Consider the following 19,017-nt stretch of genomic DNA (forward strand, 5'->3'; position numbering starts at 1 on the left):
CATCAGCCAAGCATCGTCACCCAAGATGACAACTCGACGACCAGTCTATGACATCCGCCCTACTTCAGCCCCACCACGCCCGCCACAATCAGCCCCACCGACACCAGTTTAAGCGCCGTCAGGCTTTCGCCCAGCAGCGCAAAGCCGAGAAACACTGTGCCCAGTGAACCGATGGCGGTCCAGATCGGGTAGGCGATGCTCACCGGCAACTCACGCATGGCCAGGGTCAGGAAATAGATTCCGCCGACGGCGGCGATCACCGTGATCAGCGATGGCCAGAGCCGGGTAAAGCCTTCGGCGTACTTCATGCCCATCGCGAAGGTGACTTCGAAACCGGCGGCGATTAACAGAAACAGCCAGGCCATCTAGAACTCCCGGGCCAGCGTCAGCAAACGCTGCTCGGCCTCGGCCAGCGAAATCTCGAACGTGCGCTCGGCCGACTCCTCGCCTTCGGCGGCGACCACGGTGATGTCGGTAATGCCGATGAATCCCAGTGCGGTGCGCAGCAACGGATCGGCATGGTTCATCGCTTCAAGCTCACCGCCCGGCCCGAAACCGAAACCGCCACGACTGGTGACGATCAGGGCTTTTTTGCCTCGCACCAACGGCTCGTACTGGGCCACGCCGTTGTCCAGCGTGTGATTGAACGTGAGCCCGAGCCGCACAATCTGATCGATCCAGGCCTTGAGGCCGCTGGGCACGCTGAAGTTGTGCATCGGCGTGGAGATCACCAACAGATCGTGGCCCAGCAACTCGCCGACCAGTTCATCACTGAACGCCAGATCGGCCTGCATCGCCAAAGGCCGTGCGTTGGGCTCGGGGTAAAATGCCGCTGCCACAAAGGCTTCATTGACCGGCGGTATCAATGCCCGACCGACCTCACGGCGAGTGAGGCGAGATTGGGGATGCCGCGCCTGCCAGGCAGAAAGAAACACTTCGGCCAAACGCCGGGAGTGAGAACGTTCACCGCGCGGACTGGCGTGAATCGCAAGAATTTTACTCATCTGAATCTCCTTAAAGACTAAACTCAAACTGCTTGTGGCTTGCAGCTTGAAGCTCGTAGCCAGCCCTCTTCAAATGAGCATAAATCAGTCTGGATGAGTTCATTTCATCCATGGAGTAATTGAATGTTTGCCTCGTTGCCGCTGACCGCCCTGCGCGCGTTCGAATCCGCCTCGCGCCTGCTGAGTTTCAAGGCTGCCGCCGAAGAACTCTCAGTGACGCCGACGGCGGTGTCCCATCAGATTCGCTCGCTGGAAAGTTGGCTTGGCGTGCCGCTGTTCGAGCGGCTGCCACGGCAAGTTCGCCTGACCGACTGCGGCGAACGGCTGTTCCGCAGCCTGCACGGTGCGTTGCTGGAAGTGGCGCAAAGCGTCGACACCCTGCGCCCGCAACGCAGCGGCGCGAGCCTGACGATTTCCACCACGGCCGCCTTCGCCGCGCTGTGGCTGGTGCCGCGACTGGGTCGGTTCTACGCTCGTCATCCGAACATCAGCCTGCGGCTTGATACGCACTGCGAGGTCATTGATCTGCATCAGGACGCCAGCGTCGATCTGGTGGTGCGCTATAGCCTGGATGACTACCCGAATCTTTACGGGCTGTGCCTGTTCGACGAATCGTTCGGCGTCTATGGCTCGCCCGGGCAGGTGGCGCTGGCGGCTGATCGTGCACCCACGCTGATCAGCGTGCGCTGGCACAACTCCAAACTGTACGCCCACGGCTGGGCGGCCTGGTGCGCGCAGTCGGGCGAGACCTGGCTGACGGGAAACCCGGCGGTCCGTGAATACGACGAAGAGCATTACGCGCTGCAAGCGGCGATTGCCGGGCAAGGTCTGGTACTGGCGAGCAACATTCTGGTGTCGGAAAGCGTGGCCAGTGGGTTGCTGCTGGCTTACCGGGGCGATGTTCAAGTCGATGGCGCCGGCTACAGCGCGCTTTGCGTGCCGGGGCGAGAGCGACATCCGCCGGTGCGGGCATTTTTTGCGTGGTTGCGCGAGGAGGCGTTGCTTTCCGGTCATGCATTGGCGTGATTGCTTCGACTACCAAATTACATAAAACTTTTCGCCGCGCCCGTCACTCACACCTTAAGTAGCGATCACTTCCTCAGAAAGTGACGCAAAACGGATTAGCCTCCAGGAGAACGAGATGAGTGACATGCATTTGTCTGACGTAACCACCCTTCGCGAACGGGCCCGCAAGAACGTCGAGAACGGCGCCGTGACTGAAAGCTACAGCGCCGACCGCGAGGAAGTGCTGCGCCTGCTCAATGAATCGCTGGCCACCGAACTGGTTTGTGTGTTGCGCTACAAGCGCCACTACTTCATGGCCAGCGGCCTGAAAGCCAACGTCGCCGCCGATGAATTCCTCGAGCACGCGACCCAGGAAGCCGAACACGCCGACCGCCTGGCCGAGCGTATCGTGCAACTGGGCGGCGAGCCGGAGTTCAACCCTGACCTGTTGTCGAAAAACTCTCACGCGCAATACGTGGCGGGTAATTCACTCAAAGAGATGGTCTACGAGGATCTGGTCGCCGAACGGATCGCCATCGACAGCTACCGCGAGATCATTCAGTACATCGGCGAAAAAGACCCGACGACCCGGCGCATCTTCGAAGACATCCTGGCGCAGGAAGAAGAGCATGCGGATGACATGGCCGACATTCTGAAAGACCTGTAGCGCCTGTCAGATTGCTATCGCGGGCAAGCCCGCTCCCACAGGGGTAAGGGTGAGTGCAACAACTGTGATCACCCCAGAACCTGTGGGAGCGGGCTTGCCCGCGATGACGTCCTTGCAGACGCCATAGATTTACTTGGTGGGCTTGACGGTCACCGGCGCCTTGCCCGCCTTCATCTGCTCCAGCAACGGCGCGCACTGATTCGGCTCACCCCCACTCGGCGCCACCAATGCCAGCAACCCCGCCGCCGGTGCGGCAATCACACCCAGCGCAACCATCCCAGCTCCACGCAGAATCAACGGCACCGCCTTCACACCCGCATCCGGCTTGATGAACTTGCCCCGCACATAAAGCGGCGACCGCAACGAAATCAACCGCCAGCCCTTGGATTCCGGGGTGATGGTCAGGTCCAGCTGCTCAGTCGCCATGTTGGCGGTGCCATCAATGTAGATAATCGCGTTTTCAGTATCAAAGACGAACAAACGCGTGGTCGCCAGTCCGGTCTTGATGTCGAAGTCAGCCGCCGCGCAATTGATCTTCACTTCCTTGTCGCCAAAGATCTTGCCCACCACATAGTTGCCGACATTCAGCCCGGCCAGCTCCATCAACTCGCGGCTGATGGCGCCGTCGTTGATCAGCATTTTCAGATTGCCATTGGCGCTGCCCAACAGCTTCGCCACCGAGTTGCCGCGGCCGGTGATGTCGGCATCGCCATTGAGCTCGCCGAAACTGGTTTTCATCGGCTCAAAGGTCGGGAACAACTGCTTGAGTTTGAACTTGCGCGCAGTCAGTTTGGCCCGGCCTTCCAAGGGTTCGGTGCGGCCGTTGAGGCGAATCTGCGCATCCAGAGTGCCGCCCGCCACGCCGAACCGCAGGGGTTCGAGACTCAGAACACCATCGTTCAGCACCAGATGAGTGTAGAGATCCTTGAACGGCAGTTTTTCGCTGTGGACGATGCGCTTGCCGGTGAATTCGACATCGGCGTCCATGTCGCGCCAGCGCTCGGTCTTGAACTCCTCGACCGGCAAGACTTTGTCCGTCGGCTGCTTGCTTTCGCCGCCACGGGCCTTTTGCTTGGCGTTTGAGTCGGCGCCGATCAGCGGCGCAAGATCAGCAAACAACAACTGATTGGAAACCAGCGATCCACTGAGTTTTGGCCGTGGCTGGCTGGCCACATAGGCCAGGCTGCCGTGAATGTCGCTCTCGCCGATCTTGCCGTTGAACTCTTCATAGCGGAACACCGCGCCGCCCGGCTCATGCAGCTTAGCGATCAAATGCCCGTCGGTCGCATACGGCGGGGTATCCGGCAGCGTCACACCGGTCAGCGGATAGAGATTGCCCAGGCTGGTGCCGGCCAGTTTCAGGCGCAAGTCCAGGGCGCCGAGGTTCAGCGGATCGGTCAGCGTGCCGGCCAGCTCGACGCTGGTGTCGGCGATTTTCACTTGCGCCTGAAGGGGGAACGGCCTGGTTGCATCCTGCAACGCCAGCAACCCGCCGATCTTGCCTTCGCCCGCGAGTTTCTGATCGTGGTACTGGCCTTTGACCTTAAGCGCGAACGCGTAATCCTGGGGCGCTGCGCCTTTCTCCTGCGCGGTTTTCGCGGCCTTGTCGCCGACGATATCGCTGAATGGAATAGGTTTGCCCAGCGGATCGACCAGCACTTCGAGCTGCGTCTTGAGGTTCTGGTCGTCCAGGGTCACGTGGCCCTTGTCGAAGCCGATCGCACCGATGTCCACCACCCAGTTTGAAGGTTCGGCGTTCGGCTCCTTGGGGTCGAACTTGAACGTCCAGTTGGCGCGGCCGTCGGCGAGGCGCTGCAGGTCGGCATTCGGCTCAGTCAGGTCAATGCGCGGGATGACCACCCGCTGCGCCAGCAATGCCAGGGGCGAAATGCGCAGTTCGACGCGCTTGAGTGTCACCATCTGCGGCTTCTTCGACCAGTCCGGGTTGCCCAGGCTCAGGTCTTCGGCCACCACGTGCGGCCACGGCACCCAGGCCCGCCAGCCGCCCTCGTCGGGCTCGCGCTGCCAGACCACCGCAAGGTTGCCATTGATGGCGAACGGACGATGCAGCTCTTCGGAGACTTTGGCATTGAGGGGCGGTTTGATCCGGTTCCAATCGAAGAACACGATGATCAGAACCAATACCGCCAGCACGACAATCAGGCTGGCGAAGGTCCAGGTAACAATTTTACGAGTGCGCGTCATTGCACAGGGCTCCTGATACGACTGAGCGCCCTGACTGCGACGCACGGGTGAAACGTTAGGCCAGAACCGGCCTGCCATGAGATCTACGACTGAAAAACGGCCTGCAGGTTTAACCGAAACACTGATTAATCCTCAAATAATCGACCGGGGACAGACTGCCCCCGAATCCGGCGTTACCGCTCCCGCACTTTTGTGCAGCACGAGTGGGTCGAAAATACCCACCGCAGGGCAAAAACGATCGCCGGAAACGCCTGTTCTAGAGCGCTTAGGCCGAACAATCAATTCCGTTGATTATTACCATTGCGTTTATGAACTTTTATATCGACTTATCGAGAGTAGCATTGCCCTCGTACCCACTTTATCGCCCTCCCAAGGAGCAACCCATCATGAAACGCCAATTACTGCTTAGCCTTTCCCTTTCACTGCTGGCCAGCACCGCTTTTGCCCTGCCAGCTGCTGACCAAGCCACTCCACAAGTCAAAACCAGCTACTCGGTATTCAGCCAAACCATCGCTGCCGATGGTTCCGACCGCACGCCACAAGGCCAGACCCTTGCCGAAGGTGGTAACGATCGCCTGAAAGAAAAAGGCCTGATCACTCAGGATGGCTCGGACCGTACCCCACAAGGTCAAACTCTGGCAGAAGGTGGTTCCGACCGCACTCCACAAGGTCAAACCCTGGCTGAAGGTGGTTCCGATCGCACCCCACAAGGCCAGACCTTGGCAGAAGGTGGTTCCGATCGCACTCCACAAGGCCAGACCCTGGCTGAAGGTGGTTCCGATCGCACCCCACAAGGCCAAACCCTGGCTGAAGGTGGTGGTGACCGTGTAATCGAACGCAACAGCGCTGTGAGCTGAGCCCATGGCGGCCCTGAAAAAAAGCCCAATCCCCGGATTGGGCTTTTGACTTTATAGGGTTTGACCCTATGGAAGCTGCACATCCCCGCTTGACCCCCCGATAGTCGTTCGACGCCGGCAAAGCCGATTTGCTAGAGTGCGCCGCTGTCCCTGTCCAGAAAACACCCTTGCGATGCTGCCCCGCGCCGAACAGAAACAACAAACCCGCAACGCCTTGATGGACGCTGCCCGCCACCTGATGGAATGTGGCCGAGGATTCGGCAGCCTGAGCCTGCGCGAAGTCGCGAAAACCGCCGGGATCGTCCCCACCGGTTTCTACCGACACTTCGCCGATATGGATGAACTGGGCCTGGTGCTGGTCAGCGAAGTCGGCCAGACCTTCCGCGAAACCATTCGCCTGGTGCGCCATAACGAGTTCGTCATGGGCGGCATCATTGATGCTTCGGTACGGATCTTTCTCGACGTGGTCTCGGCCAATCGCTCGCAGTTCCTGTTCCTGGCCCGCGAGCAGTACGGCGGGTCGCTGCCGGTGCGGCAGGCCATTGGCCGTCTGCGTGAAGACATCAGCTCGGACCTCGCGGCCGACTTGTCCTTGATGCCGAAACTGCAGCATCTGGATATCGCCGGCTTGAGCGTCATGGCTGATCTGATCGTCAAAAGCGTGTTCGCAACCTTGCCCGACATCATCGATCCGCCGGCGGAGGCGCTGCCTGAACATTTGACGCCTCAAGCAAAAATCACTCAGCAATTGCGCTTCATCTTCATCGGCCTAAAGCACTGGCAAGGTCTCGGCAGCACCGAATAACCCTGTAGGAGCGAGCCTGCTCCCACAAAAAATCGCCCAAGGCATCAAATTGGTGCCGCCAAACCACACTCGCACCATTCCAGCTCAAAATCCTGCCGCATCCTGAAACACCCACTCCGCTCCGACAGGCATTTCCTACGTATCGCCCGATTGGCAAGCCCCTTGCTCTAGCCTGAGCATTGTCCATTGCTGGAAGCCTCCCGATGCTGGTGATTCATCGCAGAATCGATACTCAACCCGTCTGGGCCGCCGAATTGCACCTTAACTTCGAAGCCCGGAGCAAAAGCCGTTTGCGCTGTTTCAGTGCCGAAGGCGAGGACGTCGGGTTGTTTTTGGAGCGCGGTCAGCCGCCGCTGTACGACGGCGAATGCCTGCAAGCCGAAGACGGGCGCATCGTCCGCGTCTGCGCCCGCCCCGAACAACTGCTGCACGTCACCTGCGCCAACGCGTTCGAACTGACCCGCGCGGCTTATCACTTGGGCAATCGCCACGTCGCCCTGCAAGTCGGTGACGGCTGGTTGCGCTTGCTCGACGATTACGTGCTCAAGGCCATGCTCGAACAGCTGGAAGCCAGGGTCGAAAACATCGAGGCTCCGTTCCAGCCGGAACACGGCGCCTATGGTGGCGGCCATCACCACTCCCGCCACGGCGACGAGGACTTCAACTACCCGCCGAAACTGCACCAGTTCGGCGTCCGTTTATGAACCCGGCCTGGGCGCTGCTGCGCCTGGCCAGCCCACAACTGCCGATTGGCGGCTACAGCTATTCCCAAGGTCTGGAAATGGCGGTGGATAACGGTCGAGTGGATAACGCAGACAGCGCGCGACGCTGGATCAGCGATCAGTTGTTGCTGAACCTGGCGCGGTTCGAAGCGCCGCTGCTGCTCGCCCATTGCACCGCAGCCTTTGATGAGAATTGGGCTGAGTTGCTGCAACGCTGCGAAGAACATCGCGCCAGCCGGGAAACCCGCGAGCTGCATCAGGAGAGCCGACAGATGGGCTATTCGTTGCAGCAACTGCTCAACGGCTTGCCGGAACTCGATGCGCCGGCCCGCGCCTTTCTTGAACAACGCCCCGAACCGCACCTGGCCCTCGGCTGGGCGCTGGCGGCACGTGCCTGGCAGATCAGTCCGCAAGACGCGCTGGCAGCGTGGCTCTGGAGCTGGCTGGAAAACCAATTGGCAGTGTTGATGAAAACCTTGCCGCTTGGCCAGCAAGCCGCGCAACGCCTGACCAGTGAATTGCTGCCGCTGCTGCAACAAGCCCAGCAAGACGCCACCCGAATCAACCCCGAACACTACGGCAGCGCTGCGTTCGGCCTGTCCCTGGCGTGCATGGCACATGAGCGCCAGTACAGCCGTCTGTTCCGTTCCTAGGGCCTTTTATCTTGGAGAATCACATGAACACACAACCCCTGCGCGTCGGCATTGGCGGCCCGGTCGGCTCCGGCAAAACCGCCCTGACGCTGGCGCTTTGCCTGGCCCTGCGCGACCGCTACAACCTGGCCGTCGTGACCAACGACATCTACACCCGCGAGGACGCCGATTTTCTGGTGCGCAACGAAGCCCTGGCGCCTGAGCGCATCATCGGCGTGGAAACCGGTGGCTGCCCGCACACGGCAATTCGTGAAGATGCCTCGATCAACCTCGAAGCGGTGGATCAACTGAACCGCCGCTTCCCGGGTCTGGACCTGATTCTGGTGGAATCCGGCGGCGATAACCTCTCAGCGACCTTCAGCCCGGAACTGTCTGACCTGACGATCTACGTGATCGACGTCTCGGCCGGCGACAAGCTGCCGCGCAAGGGCGGGCCGGGGATCTGCAAATCCGACTTGCTGGTGATCAACAAGGTCGATCTTGCGCCACTGGTGGGCGCGTCGCTGGAGATGATGGACAGCGACACCCAACGCATGCGCAACGGCAAGCCGTTTGTCTTCAGCAATCAGAAGACCGGTTTGGGCCTGGAAGCAATCATTGCCTTCATCGAACGCCAAGGCCTGCTGACCGCAGCCTGACGACGACTTATCAACAAGGAAGCTTATCCATGACACTTAAACGCATTCTGGGCGCCATGGCCCTGCTGCTGACCCCGGCCATCGCCTTCGCTCACCCAGGTCATGGCGACAACGGTTTGCTCGCCGGCATCAGCCACCCGATTGGCGGCCTCGATCACTTGCTGGCGATGGTGGCGGTGGGTTTGTGGGCGGCGCAGCAGAAAGGCGCCGCGCGCTGGGCGCTGCCGTGCACGTTCGTTGGAACGATGCTGATTGGCGGGTTGCTGGGGTTTGAAGGGTTGAACCTGCCGGCACTGGAAAGCGGGATTGCCGCGTCGGTACTGGCGTTGGGTCTGGCGGTGGCGTTGGCGGTGCGTCCGCCGTTGGGCGTGGCGGTCGGTGCGACGGCGTTGTTTGCGTTGTTCCATGGTGTGGCGCATGGGTTGGAATTGCCTGATATGTCCAGCCCTTGGGCTTATGCGGCGGGGTTTGTGACGGCGACGGCGGCCTTGCATGCGGCGGGTTATGGCGTGGTGCGCGTGTTGCCGCAAGCGGCGGCGCCTTTGGTTCGATTGGCTGGGGCGGCTTCGGCGGCGACTGGTGCGTGGTTGCTCGCAGGTTAATCCTTTATTGCCTGTGATGGCCCCATCGCGAGCAGGCTCGCTCCCACATTGGAATGCGTACTCCTGTGGGAGCGAGCCTGCTCGCGATGGCGGCCTGAAAGACACCGCATCTCTCAGGCCTGCTAACATGTCGCGCAATCAACCCTGCCGTGACGACGCCAGCCAATGCCGCCTGTTTCCCGCTCCGCCTCCCAGCCTGAATTGACCGCCCTGTTCGCCTCGGTGCAACAGCATTTCCAGGACGTGATCGTGCCGCTCTGGCAAGGTCCCGGCTGGAATGCCGACATGGCGTTGCCGTATGAAGCGCTGGACGCCGGGCATCAGCCGCTGCCGCCCCAGCGTTACCGGGCGATGGCCTGCGCACGGCAGCTGTATCTGTTTTCCAGCCTGATCGGCCAGGTGCCGGCCGCCGAGGAGCGTGCTGCAGCGCTGTTCCGTTCTCTGCAACAGCATTTCCACGACGCCGAGCACGGCGGCTGGTTCTATAGCATCGACCCGCAAGGCGCTCCGCTGGATCAGCGCAAAGACCTCTATACCCACGCCTTTATCCTGTTCGCGTGTGCCCATTACTGGGACAAGGTTCGCGAGCCGCTGGTGGAATCGGTGCTCAACGCCACGCTGGAAGTGCTGGCGCAGCGCTTCGCCACGGGCGACGGCCTGTATGAAGCCTGCCTCGACCGTGACTGGTCCTCGCTCGACTCCGGCCCCCTGCAAAATCCCTTGATGCATCTGGCGGAAGCCTTCCTCGCGACCCTGTCGGTGCGCGAAGACATCGCCGTGCAGCGGGCGCTGATCGAGTTATGCACAGCCATGCAGAAGGGTTTTATCGACCCGCAACGCAGCGTGCTGATGGAGAAACCGCTGGGTGCTGTGGATAACTGGTTTGAACCGGGGCATCAGTTCGAGTGGTTTTTCCTGCTGGAATCTTCGTCGTTACTGCAAGGATCGAAACTGCATGCTTCGCTGGAGCGTGCGTTCGTGCTGACCGAACAATTGGGCGTCGATCCGCAAACCGGTGCAGTGACGGCGATGCTCGATCTGAATGGGTCCGCGAAAGATGCCACCCAACGCATCTGGGCCCAGGCTGAATACCTGCGTGCCCTGACCTTGCGTCCGGACAGCGAAGCCTCGGTGCAACGCCAGCTGCAGGCGTTGCAGCAGCGCTTTCTGCATGCGGGCGGCTGGTATGAGTGTCGTGATGAGCAGGGCGAAGTCAGTCGCAAGGACATGCCGTCGACGACGCCTTATCACTTGGCGACTTGCTACAGCGGGTTGGTCGATTATCTTCGCTGACTGACAGATAGCTGTCGCGGTCAAGCCCGCTCCCACAGGGATTGCGCTGAACCTGTGGGAGCGAGCCTGCTCGCGATTGGCCGTTACGCGGTCTTAAGCCTTGTTATTACGCTCAATCGCAAACCCGGCCCACGTCTGGCTTACCGGCATCAACTCCAGGCTGTTGATGTTGATGTGCGCCGGCGCATTGAGCACCCAGAAAATGGTCTCGGCGATGTCCTGCGGCTGGATCGGCTCGGCCCCTGCGTAGGTCGCGTTGTAGCGCTCCTGGTCACCGGCGAAACGCACCAGCGAGAACTCACTCTCGCACAGTCCCGGCTCGATATTGCTGACGCGCACGCCAGTGCCTTGCAGGTCGCAGCGCAGGTTCAGCGAGAACTGCCCGACGAATGCCTTGGTCCCACCATAGACATGGCTGCCCGGGTACGGATAGTTGCCGGCGACGGAGCCGAGGTTGACGATACCGGCACCGCGACCGTGGGCGATCAGGCGTGGCAACAGCAGGCGAGTGGCGTACATCAGGCCCTTGATGTTGGTGTCGACCATGGTGTCCCAATCGTCGAGATCGCACTTCGGCGCCGGGTCAGCGCCCAGTGCCAGGCCAGCGTTGTTGATCAGCCCGCGCAGTTTGGCAAAGGACGGCGGCAGGTTGGCGATCGCCTCCTCCATGGCCTTGCGATCACGCACGTCGAGCACCAGGCCATGGACCTCGGTCTGCTTCGACAACTCGGCGCACAGGGCGTTGAGGCGTTCTTCACGACGGCCTGTCAACACCAGTTTCCAGCCGGCATCGGCAAAACGACGGGCACAGGCTTCACCAAAACCGGAAGTCGCGCCGGTAATAAACAGGGTGTTGGACATCGTGTTCTCCTTGCTTCGGCTGACGGCCAGCCATTGGAATAGAAAATCAGCTGGCAGCATGCCCGGCCCCGCTCCCACGGGCAACCATCGTATTTTTGTATGAAAAGTAATCAATCATCGCAACGCCTTGCCGGGCGTGGCCTGCAGCTTTGTACGCGCACGTTATCCACAGGCAGGTCCACAATTTCCGGGGGCAAGTGCAAAAGCTGGGAGCCGCTACCCACAAGGCTTTGCGGGCACATTACAAAGTTTTTCGCTTGACCCTCGGGTGCCGCCTGTGTAGCCCATGGCATTTTGCACGATGGGTCGATCAAACCAACGATGGCGCCAAGCCAGTAACTACGGCCCTCAGCCGGGTCTTTCCAGAGTTTAACCACAGACTTATCCACAGGCTTGTCCATCACATTTCCAGTCACTTTGGCCGGCAACAAAAAGGTTGACAAAGCCGACTCAGGGACCGGCAAAAACGCCTGATCAAAAAACAACCACATCGCTGCAACCCACGGATTCTAAGGCGTTCAGCCAGCTACTCCCACGTTATTCACAGCCAGCTCCACAGCAAACGGGGACAAGTCAAAACTGTGGAAAAACAGCAATTTGCAGCGGCTTTATGTCGCGCTTTGAGAGCTTGTGAATATTGTTTTCCACAATTTCCAGAAAGCACACTGCGGACACTTGTTGGAGCGAGCTTGCTCGCGATGGCGGCGGGACAGTCAGCTCTACTTTGACTGTGATGACGCTATCGCGAGCAGGCTCGCTCCCACAGGGTTTCGTGGTGAATTGAGGATGTAAAAAAGCCCCGGCGATTGCTCGTCGGGGCTGCGGATATTCCGGCGGAGTGTCAGTGCCCGCCGAGATAAGCGTTACGCACTTCCTCGTTGACCAGCAGCTCCTTGCCGGTGCCGGTGAGGCGGATCTCACCGTTGACCATCACGTACGCCCGATCCGACAACTTGAGGGCGTGGTTGGCGTTCTGTTCGACCAGGAAGATGGTCATGCCCGTGCTTGCCAGCTCTCGCAGGGTCGCGAAGATCTGTTTCACCACGATCGGCGCCAGGCCCAGGCTTGGCTCATCGAGCAACAACAGCTTGGGACGACTCATCAACGCACGGGCGATGGCGAGCATCTGCTGCTCGCCGCCGGACATGGTCATGGCCCGCTGGTTACGCCGCTCTTCGAGTCGTGGAAACAACTCGAACATGCGTTGCATGTCTTCCTTGGCGTACTTGTCACCGATAGGGATCGTACCCATCAGCAGGTTTTCCTCGACGGTCATGTCGGGGAATACGCGCCGGCCTTCAGGCGATTGAGCGATGCCGTTGGACGCAATGTAGTGCGACGACTTGTGAGTGATGTCCACACCTTGATAGAGAATCTGCCCGTCCGCCGCGCGCGGCTGACCGAAGATCGACATAAGCAGGGTCGACTTGCCCGCACCGTTGGAGCCGATCAGGCTGACGGTTTCACCTTCGTTGATGTGCAGCGAGACTTTCTTCAGGGCCTGGATCGGCCCGTAAAACACATCCAGATCCTTTAGTTCGAGGATGGGTTGGCTCATAGCACCACTTCCTCTTCATCGGCGCCCAGGTAGGCCGCAATCACTTTCGGGTCGTTGCGAATCGCATCAGGTCCGCCCTCGGCGATGACGATGCCGTGGTCCAGCACCACGATGTGGTCGGAAATGCTCATTACCATGCCCATGTCGTGTTCGATCAGCACCACGGTCAGATCGTGCTCGTCGCGCAGCAGACGGATCATCGCGCTCAGCGCTTCTGTTTCCTGAGGGTTGAGGCCGGCAGCGGGTTCGTCGAGGCAGATGATCTGCGGCCGGGTGCACATGGCACGGGCGATTTCCAGACGGCGTTGCTGGCCGTAAGAGAGTTCACCGGCCAGACGGTTGGCGCAGTCCACCAGGTCCACGACTTCCAGCCAGTAGAAGGCGTGATCCAGCGCATCGCTCTCGGCCTTGCGGTAGCCCTTGGTGTTGAGGATACCGGCCAACATGTTGCGGTTGACCCACATGTGCTGGGCCACCAGCAGGTTTTCCAGCACCGACATTTCCTTGAACAGGCGAATGTTCTGGAATGTGCGCGCCAGCCCCGCACGGTTCACCAGGTGGGTGCCGCCGAACATCTTGTAGCGCAGCCGGGTGAGGAAGTTTTTTGGCGACACGAAATCCGTGGCTTTGAACGATTCGCCCAGCAGCTGGATGACATCGGTGCGCTCGCCACGGGTATTGAGTTCGATCTTGCCGCCGGAGGCCTTGTAGAACCCGGTCAGGCAGTTGAACACGGTGGTCTTGCCGGCGCCGTTGGGTCCGATCAGGGCGAAGATCGAGTTGCGATGCACCTTGAGGCTGACATCGCTCAACGCCTTGATGCCGCCGAAGTGCATCATCAGTTTCTCGACCGAGAGTACGACTTCGCTCATGGCGCTACTCCTTTACGCGGGGTCACACCGGTACGGCTGATCCGAATCAGGCCGCGCGGTCGCCAGATCATCATCAACACCATCAGCACGCCGAACAGCAGCACGCGATATTCCGCAAAGCCGCGCAGCAGTTCCGGGGCGACGGTCAGCACGAACGCTGCAATCACCACGCCGATGGTCGAGCCCATGCCGCCGAGTACCACGATGGCGAGGATCAGGGCCGATTCAAAGAAGGTGAACGAGGTCGGGTTGACGAAGCCTTGATAGGTGGCGAAGAACACCCCGGCCAGGCCGGCCGTCGATGCACCGATGGTGAAAGCCGAGAGCTTGACCAATACGTGGTTCAGCCCCATGGAGCGGCAGGCAATTTCGTCTTCACGCAGGGCTTCCCAAGCGCGACCGACCGGCATCTTGACCAGACGATGCTTGATGTACAGCACGGCCAGCACCACCAGGAACAACACCGCGTAAATGAAGTAATACTTCACGTCCGGGTTATAGGCGATGCCGAAGAACTCATGGAACGGTACACCGCCCTCCTTCGCACGCTTGCCGAACTCGAGGCCGAAGAAAGTCGGCAACGGAGCCGCCATGCCATTCGGGCCGCCGGTCAGGGACAGCCAGTTGTTGAGGATCAAACGAATGATTTCACCGAAACCCAAGGTCACGATCGCCAGGTAATCGCCGTGCAGCCGCAACACCGGAAATCCGAGGATGCAGCCGGCCAGGCCCGCGACGATTGCCGCCAGCGGCAGCACCGTCCAGAAACCCAGCCCGAGGTATTGATAACCCAGCGCCAGGCCGTAGGCACCGATGGCGTAGAACGCCACGTAACCCAAGTCGAGCAGACCGGCGAGGCCGACCACGATGTTCAGGCCCAGGCCCAGCAATACGTAGATCAGCCCGAGGATCACCACGCCCAGCAGGTAGGAGTTGGAGAAAAACGGGAACACCACGGCAACGAGGATCAACAGCGGGATGATCCAGCGCAACCGGGATTTGTAATCGGGCGGCAGTACATGAACCCCGGAGCCGGTGCTTTCAAAACCTTCAAGAATCTTCAGGCCTTTGGGCGTTTGCAGGAACAGGCTCAGGGCAAACCGGCCAGCCATGACGATGGCGACAATCCACGCCACCCGGGTCGTTTCCATATTGAAGCCGTAGCCGTCGAGGACCACGCCGACAATCGGGCCGAACACAATCAGGGCGACAAGGCCGGCAAGAATCGCGTCAACCAGGCTTCTTTTGAGATCAATGGTTTTTTTAGTGGTTGAAGACATCGCTTACACCTTCGACACAAGAGGACGGCCGAGCAGGCCTTGGGGCCGAAAGACCAGAACGAGAACGAGCAGCGAGAAGCTGAAAACGTCTTTGTAGTCCGAGTTGACCAATCCTGAGAACAGCGACTCGGAAATCCCGAGAATGATCCCGCCGAGCATCGCGCCAGGCAGCGAGCCGATGCCGCCAAGTACCGCTGCGGTAAACGCCTTGATGCCGATGATGAAGCCGGCATAGAAGTCGAACGTGCCATAGTTCATGGTGATCAGCACGCCGGCCAGGGCCGCCATCGCTGCACCGATGATGAACACGTAGGAAATCACGCGGTCGGTGTTGATCCCCAGGATCGACGCCATCTTGCGGTCTTGCTGGGTCGCGCGGCACATGCGGCCGAGCTTGGTGTACTTGATGATGTAAGTCAGCAGCGCCATACCGGCGAATGCAGCAATCAGGATGAAGACCTTGGTGTAGGTCAACTGCACGAAACCGGTGCCGATTTCGACGCGCCAGGCTCCGGTCAGCAAGGTCGGAACACCTTGTTGCTTGGCACCTTGAGCGATCTGGGCATAGTTCTGCAGGATCAGCGAAATCCCGATGGCGCTGATCAGCGGTGCCAGTCGAGTGGAGTTGCGCAGGGGCTTGTAGGCGACGCGCTCGATGACCCAGCCATACACCGCCGTAACCACGATGGTGAAGATCAAGGTGCCGAGCATCAGTAGCGGGAAGGATTCAATACCGAAGTATGCCAGCAGAGCCAGACTGATTGCCGCGAGGTAAGCGGAAATCATGTAAACCTCGCCGTGGGCGAAGTTGATCATGCCGATGATGCCATAGACCATTGTGTAGCCGATGGCGATCAGGCCATAGACCGACCCGAGGGTCAGGCCGTTGACCAGTTGCTGCAGGAAAATACCATCCATAACGCAATCTCACGCATTTGAGAGACTGCACAGAAGCCGGGTGCGACGGACCGGGGTTCAGCCGCCGACGCAACTCGGTTGTGTGCAGCTCTACGAGAAAAGACAGGTACTGCACGGACATGTTGTTTGATTGCCCGGCACACAAGGCACCGGGCGAATCAGCAGTTCATATCACTTCTGTTTTTCCAGTTGGTGGTATTTGCCGTCCTTGTCCCACTGGTAAACCACGTAGTCGGAGACTTTCAGGTCGCCCTTGGCGTCCCAGGTCTTCTCGCCCATCACGGTTTTGACCGGGTTCTTCTTCAGCCACTCGGCAGCCTTCTCGCCGCTGTTGGACTTGGCGCCGTTGAAAGCTGCAGCCAGGGTCTGAACCGAAGCGTAGGCGTACAGGGTGTAGCCTTCAGGCTCGGTGCCTTTCTTGCGGAACTCGTCCACCACCGTCTTGCTGTCTGGCAGCAGGCGTGGGTCGGCGCCGAAGGTCATCAGCACGCCGTCAACGAATTGCGGGCCGCCAGCGGTGGTCACCAGTTCGTCGGTCACGATGCCGTCATCGGACATGAACTTGACGTCTTTGAGGCCTTGCTCACGCAGTTGACGAACCAGAGGACCGGCTTCCGGGTGCAGACCGCCGAAGTAGACGACGTCGGCGCCAGCGCCACGGATTTTGGTCACGATGGTGCTGAAGTCTTTCTCGCCGCGGGTGAGGCCTTCATACAACACAGGCTTCACGCCGCGTTTTTCCAGCTGGGCCTTGGTAGCGTCCGCCAGACCCTGACCGTAGGTGTCCTTGTCGTGCAGGACGACGACTTTCTTGCCCTTGAGCACGTCGACGATGTAGTCACCGGCCACGATGCCTTGCTGATCGTCACGCCCGCACATACGGAACATGGCACTCAGGCCGCGTTCGGTCACTGCCGGGTTGGTGGAACCAGGGGTGATTGCAATGATGCCCGCTTCGTCGTAGATCTCGGAGGCCGGGATGGTCGACGAGGAGCAGAAGTGACCGACCACGCCGGCGACTTTCTGGTTGGTCAGGTCCTTGGCGACCGTCACAGCCTGTTTCGGTTCGCAGGCGTCATCGCCCTTCACCAGTACGATTTTTTCCCCGTTGACGCCGCCCGCCGCGTTGACCGCGTCGGCTGCAGCCTGTGCACCCTTCATGTACTGCTCGCCAAATGCCGCGTTGGCACCTGTCATCGGACCCGCCACACCGATTTTCACATCAGCCTGTGCAAACGCAGAAACACCCAATGCAGTTGCCACTGCGAGGGCCAGAAAGCCTTTCTTGTAAAACGTCTGGGACATGAGGTGGTGCTCCAAGGTTTTTTTTTAGTTGGCACTGCGACTTCTCTGAATGCTCAGAGCAAGTGCCGTGCCATCGGTTTTTTATTCTGAGAAAAGTCGCTGCTTTATTGTTATTTCGACTGTTTCGATCCCATTTTCATTGGGCGTGCAACCGTCTAAACCGCGGAAGGTGAAACCATTTATTTTTAAAGGCGCAACCCGCACGCGCCATCATTGCAACCGCGGCGCCAAACGACGTGCAACCAGCCTGTAACATCGTGCGTCACCGAAGTGCACACTGCTGGTGCGGTACTGCTACAACCCGCACCTTTTACAGGCTAGTCGCTGCGCGAAAAAGCGCCGCTCCCAGCAACAAATTTCAACAATCAAATAACGATCCGCAAGCACTGGCCTGCGTGATACAGCGAGAAACCGGCCTCGTACAGACAACTGCGCAAACCCACCCCCGCCAGGGGCTGCATGGGGGCAAACGGAATCGGCAGCGCCTGAGGATTTCCGTTACACAGATAATCGGCGAAGGCCTTGCCGACCACCGTCCCCGTCGTCACGCCCCGGCCGTTGTACCCGGTGACTGCCACTAAACCGGGCGCCGGCTCGAACAAACGCATCAAGTGGTCGGGGGTAAATGCAATGCAGCCGGTCCAGGTGCATTCCCACTCCACGGGTTTGAGGTAGGGGAAATAGTGCTGCTGCACTCGATCGGCCCAGGCCTTGAGGAACCAGGTCGGTTTCTGATTTCCATTGCCGAGGCTGCCGAGCAACAGGCGACCATCTTTGTCGCGACGAATGCTGCTCAGTACCTGGCGCGTGTCCCAGGAACCCTGGCCGCCGGGCAGGATTTGCTGCGCGGCATCTTCGGTCAGCGGGACCGAAGCCACTTGGTAGTAATAGCCGGGGAAGAAATTGCGCCGCAGCTCCGTCCAGTCACCTTCGGTGTAGGCATTGGAGGCGATGACCACTTGCTCGGCGAGCACCGAGCCCTGTGCGGTTTGCACCGACCAGCGTTGGCCCTGGCGTTCGAGTCGGGTCACCGGAGAATGATCGAACAGCTGACCGCCGAGACTGATGGCCGCTTTGGCCAGCCCCGTGGTGTAAGCCATCGGGTTGATCGTGCCAGCACGCTTGTCGAGCAACGCGGCAGCGATCTTTTTGGTGCCCGTCGCTTGTTCGCAAGCTTGCCCGGTCAGCAGTTCGACCGGCGCGCCGCGACGTTTCCATTGTTCTTCACGACTGCGTAAATCCGCTTCGCCACGGGCGTTGTGCGCCATGTGCAGCGTGCCTTCGCGGCGTAGCTGGCAATCGATGTTGTATTTGTCGACCAGGCTGAACACCAGGGACGGCGCCGCACCCAGCATGCGATTGAGCTGACTGCCCACCGCTTCGCCGAACCCGGCTTCGATCTCGTCCGGTGGAATCCACATCCCGGCGTTGACCAGCCCGACGTTGCGCCCCGAACCGCCGTGACCGGCGCGATGAGCTTCGAGCACGCAGACCGTTTTACCTTTTTCCAGCAGATGAACCGCCGCCGACAAACCGGTGAAACCGGCGCCGATGACGCAGACGTCGACCTTCACTTCGCCTTTGAGCGCCGCATTGTCAGGCCTTTGCGGCGTCAGTTTTTCCCACAGACACTCTTCGCGTAACGGCATTGCCAGACTCCAACAGAAACCTAACCAACACACCATTCAAGTGTGGGAGCGAGCCTGCTCGCGATGCTTTCTGTCAGTCGACAAAGTTGTTGACTGACAGACCGCTATCGCGAGCAGGCTCGC

The 19,017-nt window shown here is 60.0% G+C and carries 19 protein-coding genes; 9 read left to right on the forward strand and 10 right to left on the reverse strand.

Annotated elements, in window-relative coordinates; all coding sequences use genetic code 11:
• Positions 1 to 59 precede the first annotated feature (59 nt).
• A complete protein-coding gene (locus ACRC4F_RS13745) occupies positions 60 to 365 on the reverse strand; it encodes a DMT family transporter (protein ID WP_438659783.1) in 306 nt (101 codons plus the stop codon).
• Positions 366 to 1,004 carry an FMN-dependent NADH-azoreductase gene (locus ACRC4F_RS13750; protein ID WP_438659784.1) on the reverse strand — a complete coding sequence of 213 codons (639 nt, stop codon included), beginning with the start codon at positions 1,002 to 1,004 and terminating at the stop codon, positions 366 to 368.
• A 123-nt stretch (positions 1,005 to 1,127) separates the two neighbouring features.
• Between ACRC4F_RS13750 and ACRC4F_RS13755 the strand changes: the two genes are divergently transcribed.
• Together ACRC4F_RS13755 and ACRC4F_RS13760 are read left to right on the forward strand one after the other, a co-directional pair.
• Entirely contained in the window at positions 1,128 to 2,030 is a 903-nt protein-coding gene (locus ACRC4F_RS13755; RefSeq protein WP_438659785.1) for a LysR substrate-binding domain-containing protein, read from the forward strand.
• Between the two features lie 115 nt (positions 2,031 to 2,145).
• The gene (locus ACRC4F_RS13760) at positions 2,146 to 2,676 is read left to right on the forward strand and encodes a ferritin-like domain-containing protein (RefSeq protein WP_010464129.1); all 531 of its coding nucleotides are present in this window, start codon (positions 2,146 to 2,148) and stop codon (positions 2,674 to 2,676) included.
• 129 nt (positions 2,677 to 2,805) lie between these two features.
• On the opposite strand, the gene ACRC4F_RS13765 is transcribed toward ACRC4F_RS13760, so the two are convergent.
• Positions 2,806 to 4,881: an AsmA family protein gene (locus ACRC4F_RS13765; RefSeq protein WP_438659786.1), complete on the reverse strand. Its 2,076-nt coding sequence runs from the start codon at positions 4,879 to 4,881 to the stop codon at positions 2,806 to 2,808.
• A gap of 386 nt (positions 4,882 to 5,267) precedes the next feature.
• Between ACRC4F_RS13765 and ACRC4F_RS13770 the strand changes: the two genes are divergently transcribed.
• From ACRC4F_RS13770 to ACRC4F_RS13800, 7 genes are all read left to right on the forward strand, one after another.
• A complete protein-coding gene (locus tag ACRC4F_RS13770) occupies positions 5,268 to 5,738 on the forward strand; it encodes a hypothetical protein (RefSeq protein WP_438659787.1) in 471 nt (156 codons plus the stop codon).
• A gap of 172 nt (positions 5,739 to 5,910) precedes the next feature.
• On the forward strand, positions 5,911 to 6,543 hold the full coding sequence (locus tag ACRC4F_RS13775) for a TetR family transcriptional regulator (RefSeq protein WP_010464134.1): 633 nt from the start codon (positions 5,911 to 5,913) through the stop codon (positions 6,541 to 6,543).
• Positions 6,544 to 6,746: 203 nt separating this feature from the next.
• The gene (gene ureE / locus ACRC4F_RS13780; RefSeq protein ID WP_438659788.1) at positions 6,747 to 7,247 is read left to right on the forward strand and encodes an urease accessory protein UreE; all 501 of its coding nucleotides are present in this window, start codon (positions 6,747 to 6,749) and stop codon (positions 7,245 to 7,247) included.
• Positions 7,244 to 7,918 carry an urease accessory protein UreF gene (locus ACRC4F_RS13785; protein WP_438659789.1) on the forward strand — a complete coding sequence of 225 codons (675 nt, stop codon included), beginning with the start codon at positions 7,244 to 7,246 and terminating at the stop codon, positions 7,916 to 7,918. Before ureE ends, ACRC4F_RS13785 begins: the two co-directional genes overlap by 4 nt.
• Before the next feature lie 23 nt (positions 7,919 to 7,941).
• Complete coding sequence (gene ureG / locus ACRC4F_RS13790; protein WP_109627732.1) at positions 7,942 to 8,556, forward strand: urease accessory protein UreG; 615 nt, start codon at positions 7,942 to 7,944, stop codon at positions 8,554 to 8,556.
• Between the two features lie 29 nt (positions 8,557 to 8,585).
• Positions 8,586 to 9,158 carry a HupE/UreJ family protein gene (locus ACRC4F_RS13795; protein ID WP_438659790.1) on the forward strand — a complete coding sequence of 191 codons (573 nt, stop codon included), beginning with the start codon at positions 8,586 to 8,588 and terminating at the stop codon, positions 9,156 to 9,158.
• Between the two features lie 165 nt (positions 9,159 to 9,323).
• Positions 9,324 to 10,451: an AGE family epimerase/isomerase gene (locus ACRC4F_RS13800; protein ID WP_438659791.1), complete on the forward strand. Its 1,128-nt coding sequence runs from the start codon at positions 9,324 to 9,326 to the stop codon at positions 10,449 to 10,451.
• A gap of 93 nt (positions 10,452 to 10,544) precedes the next feature.
• Here the strand turns inward: ACRC4F_RS13800 and ACRC4F_RS13805 are convergent, their stop codons facing one another.
• The 7 genes from ACRC4F_RS13805 to amaA form a co-directional block, all read right to left on the reverse strand.
• Positions 10,545 to 11,312 (reverse strand): SDR family oxidoreductase, encoded by a 768-nt coding sequence (locus ACRC4F_RS13805; RefSeq protein WP_109627729.1) that lies wholly within the window; start codon positions 11,310 to 11,312, stop codon positions 10,545 to 10,547.
• Positions 11,313 to 12,153: 841 nt separating this feature from the next.
• Positions 12,154 to 12,870 carry an ABC transporter ATP-binding protein gene (locus ACRC4F_RS13810; RefSeq protein ID WP_438659792.1) on the reverse strand — a complete coding sequence of 239 codons (717 nt, stop codon included), beginning with the start codon at positions 12,868 to 12,870 and terminating at the stop codon, positions 12,154 to 12,156.
• Positions 12,867 to 13,742 (reverse strand): ABC transporter ATP-binding protein, encoded by an 876-nt coding sequence (locus ACRC4F_RS13815; RefSeq protein WP_438659793.1) that lies wholly within the window; start codon positions 13,740 to 13,742, stop codon positions 12,867 to 12,869. The genes ACRC4F_RS13810 and ACRC4F_RS13815 overlap by 4 nt, the downstream gene beginning before the upstream one ends.
• The gene (gene livM / locus ACRC4F_RS13820; protein ID WP_438659794.1) at positions 13,739 to 15,022 is read right to left on the reverse strand and encodes a high-affinity branched-chain amino acid ABC transporter permease LivM; all 1,284 of its coding nucleotides are present in this window, start codon (positions 15,020 to 15,022) and stop codon (positions 13,739 to 13,741) included. Before livM ends, ACRC4F_RS13815 begins: the two co-directional genes overlap by 4 nt.
• 3 nt (positions 15,023 to 15,025) lie before the next feature.
• On the reverse strand, positions 15,026 to 15,940 hold the full coding sequence (locus ACRC4F_RS13825; protein ID WP_010464150.1) for an ABC transporter permease subunit: 915 nt from the start codon (positions 15,938 to 15,940) through the stop codon (positions 15,026 to 15,028).
• Positions 15,941 to 16,111: 171 nt separating this feature from the next.
• The gene (locus tag ACRC4F_RS13830) at positions 16,112 to 17,245 is read right to left on the reverse strand and encodes an ABC transporter substrate-binding protein (protein WP_438659795.1); all 1,134 of its coding nucleotides are present in this window, start codon (positions 17,243 to 17,245) and stop codon (positions 16,112 to 16,114) included.
• A 365-nt stretch (positions 17,246 to 17,610) separates the two neighbouring features.
• Positions 17,611 to 18,894, reverse strand: coding sequence for an L-pipecolate oxidase (amaA, locus tag ACRC4F_RS13835; RefSeq protein WP_438659796.1), 1,284 nt, complete (start codon positions 18,892 to 18,894; stop codon positions 17,611 to 17,613).
• Positions 18,895 to 19,017 lie beyond the last annotated feature (123 nt).

Origin of the sequence: Pseudomonas sp. (genome assembly GCF_051660785.1) — a bacterium.
Classification (GTDB): Bacteria; Pseudomonadota; Gammaproteobacteria; order Pseudomonadales; family Pseudomonadaceae; genus Aquipseudomonas.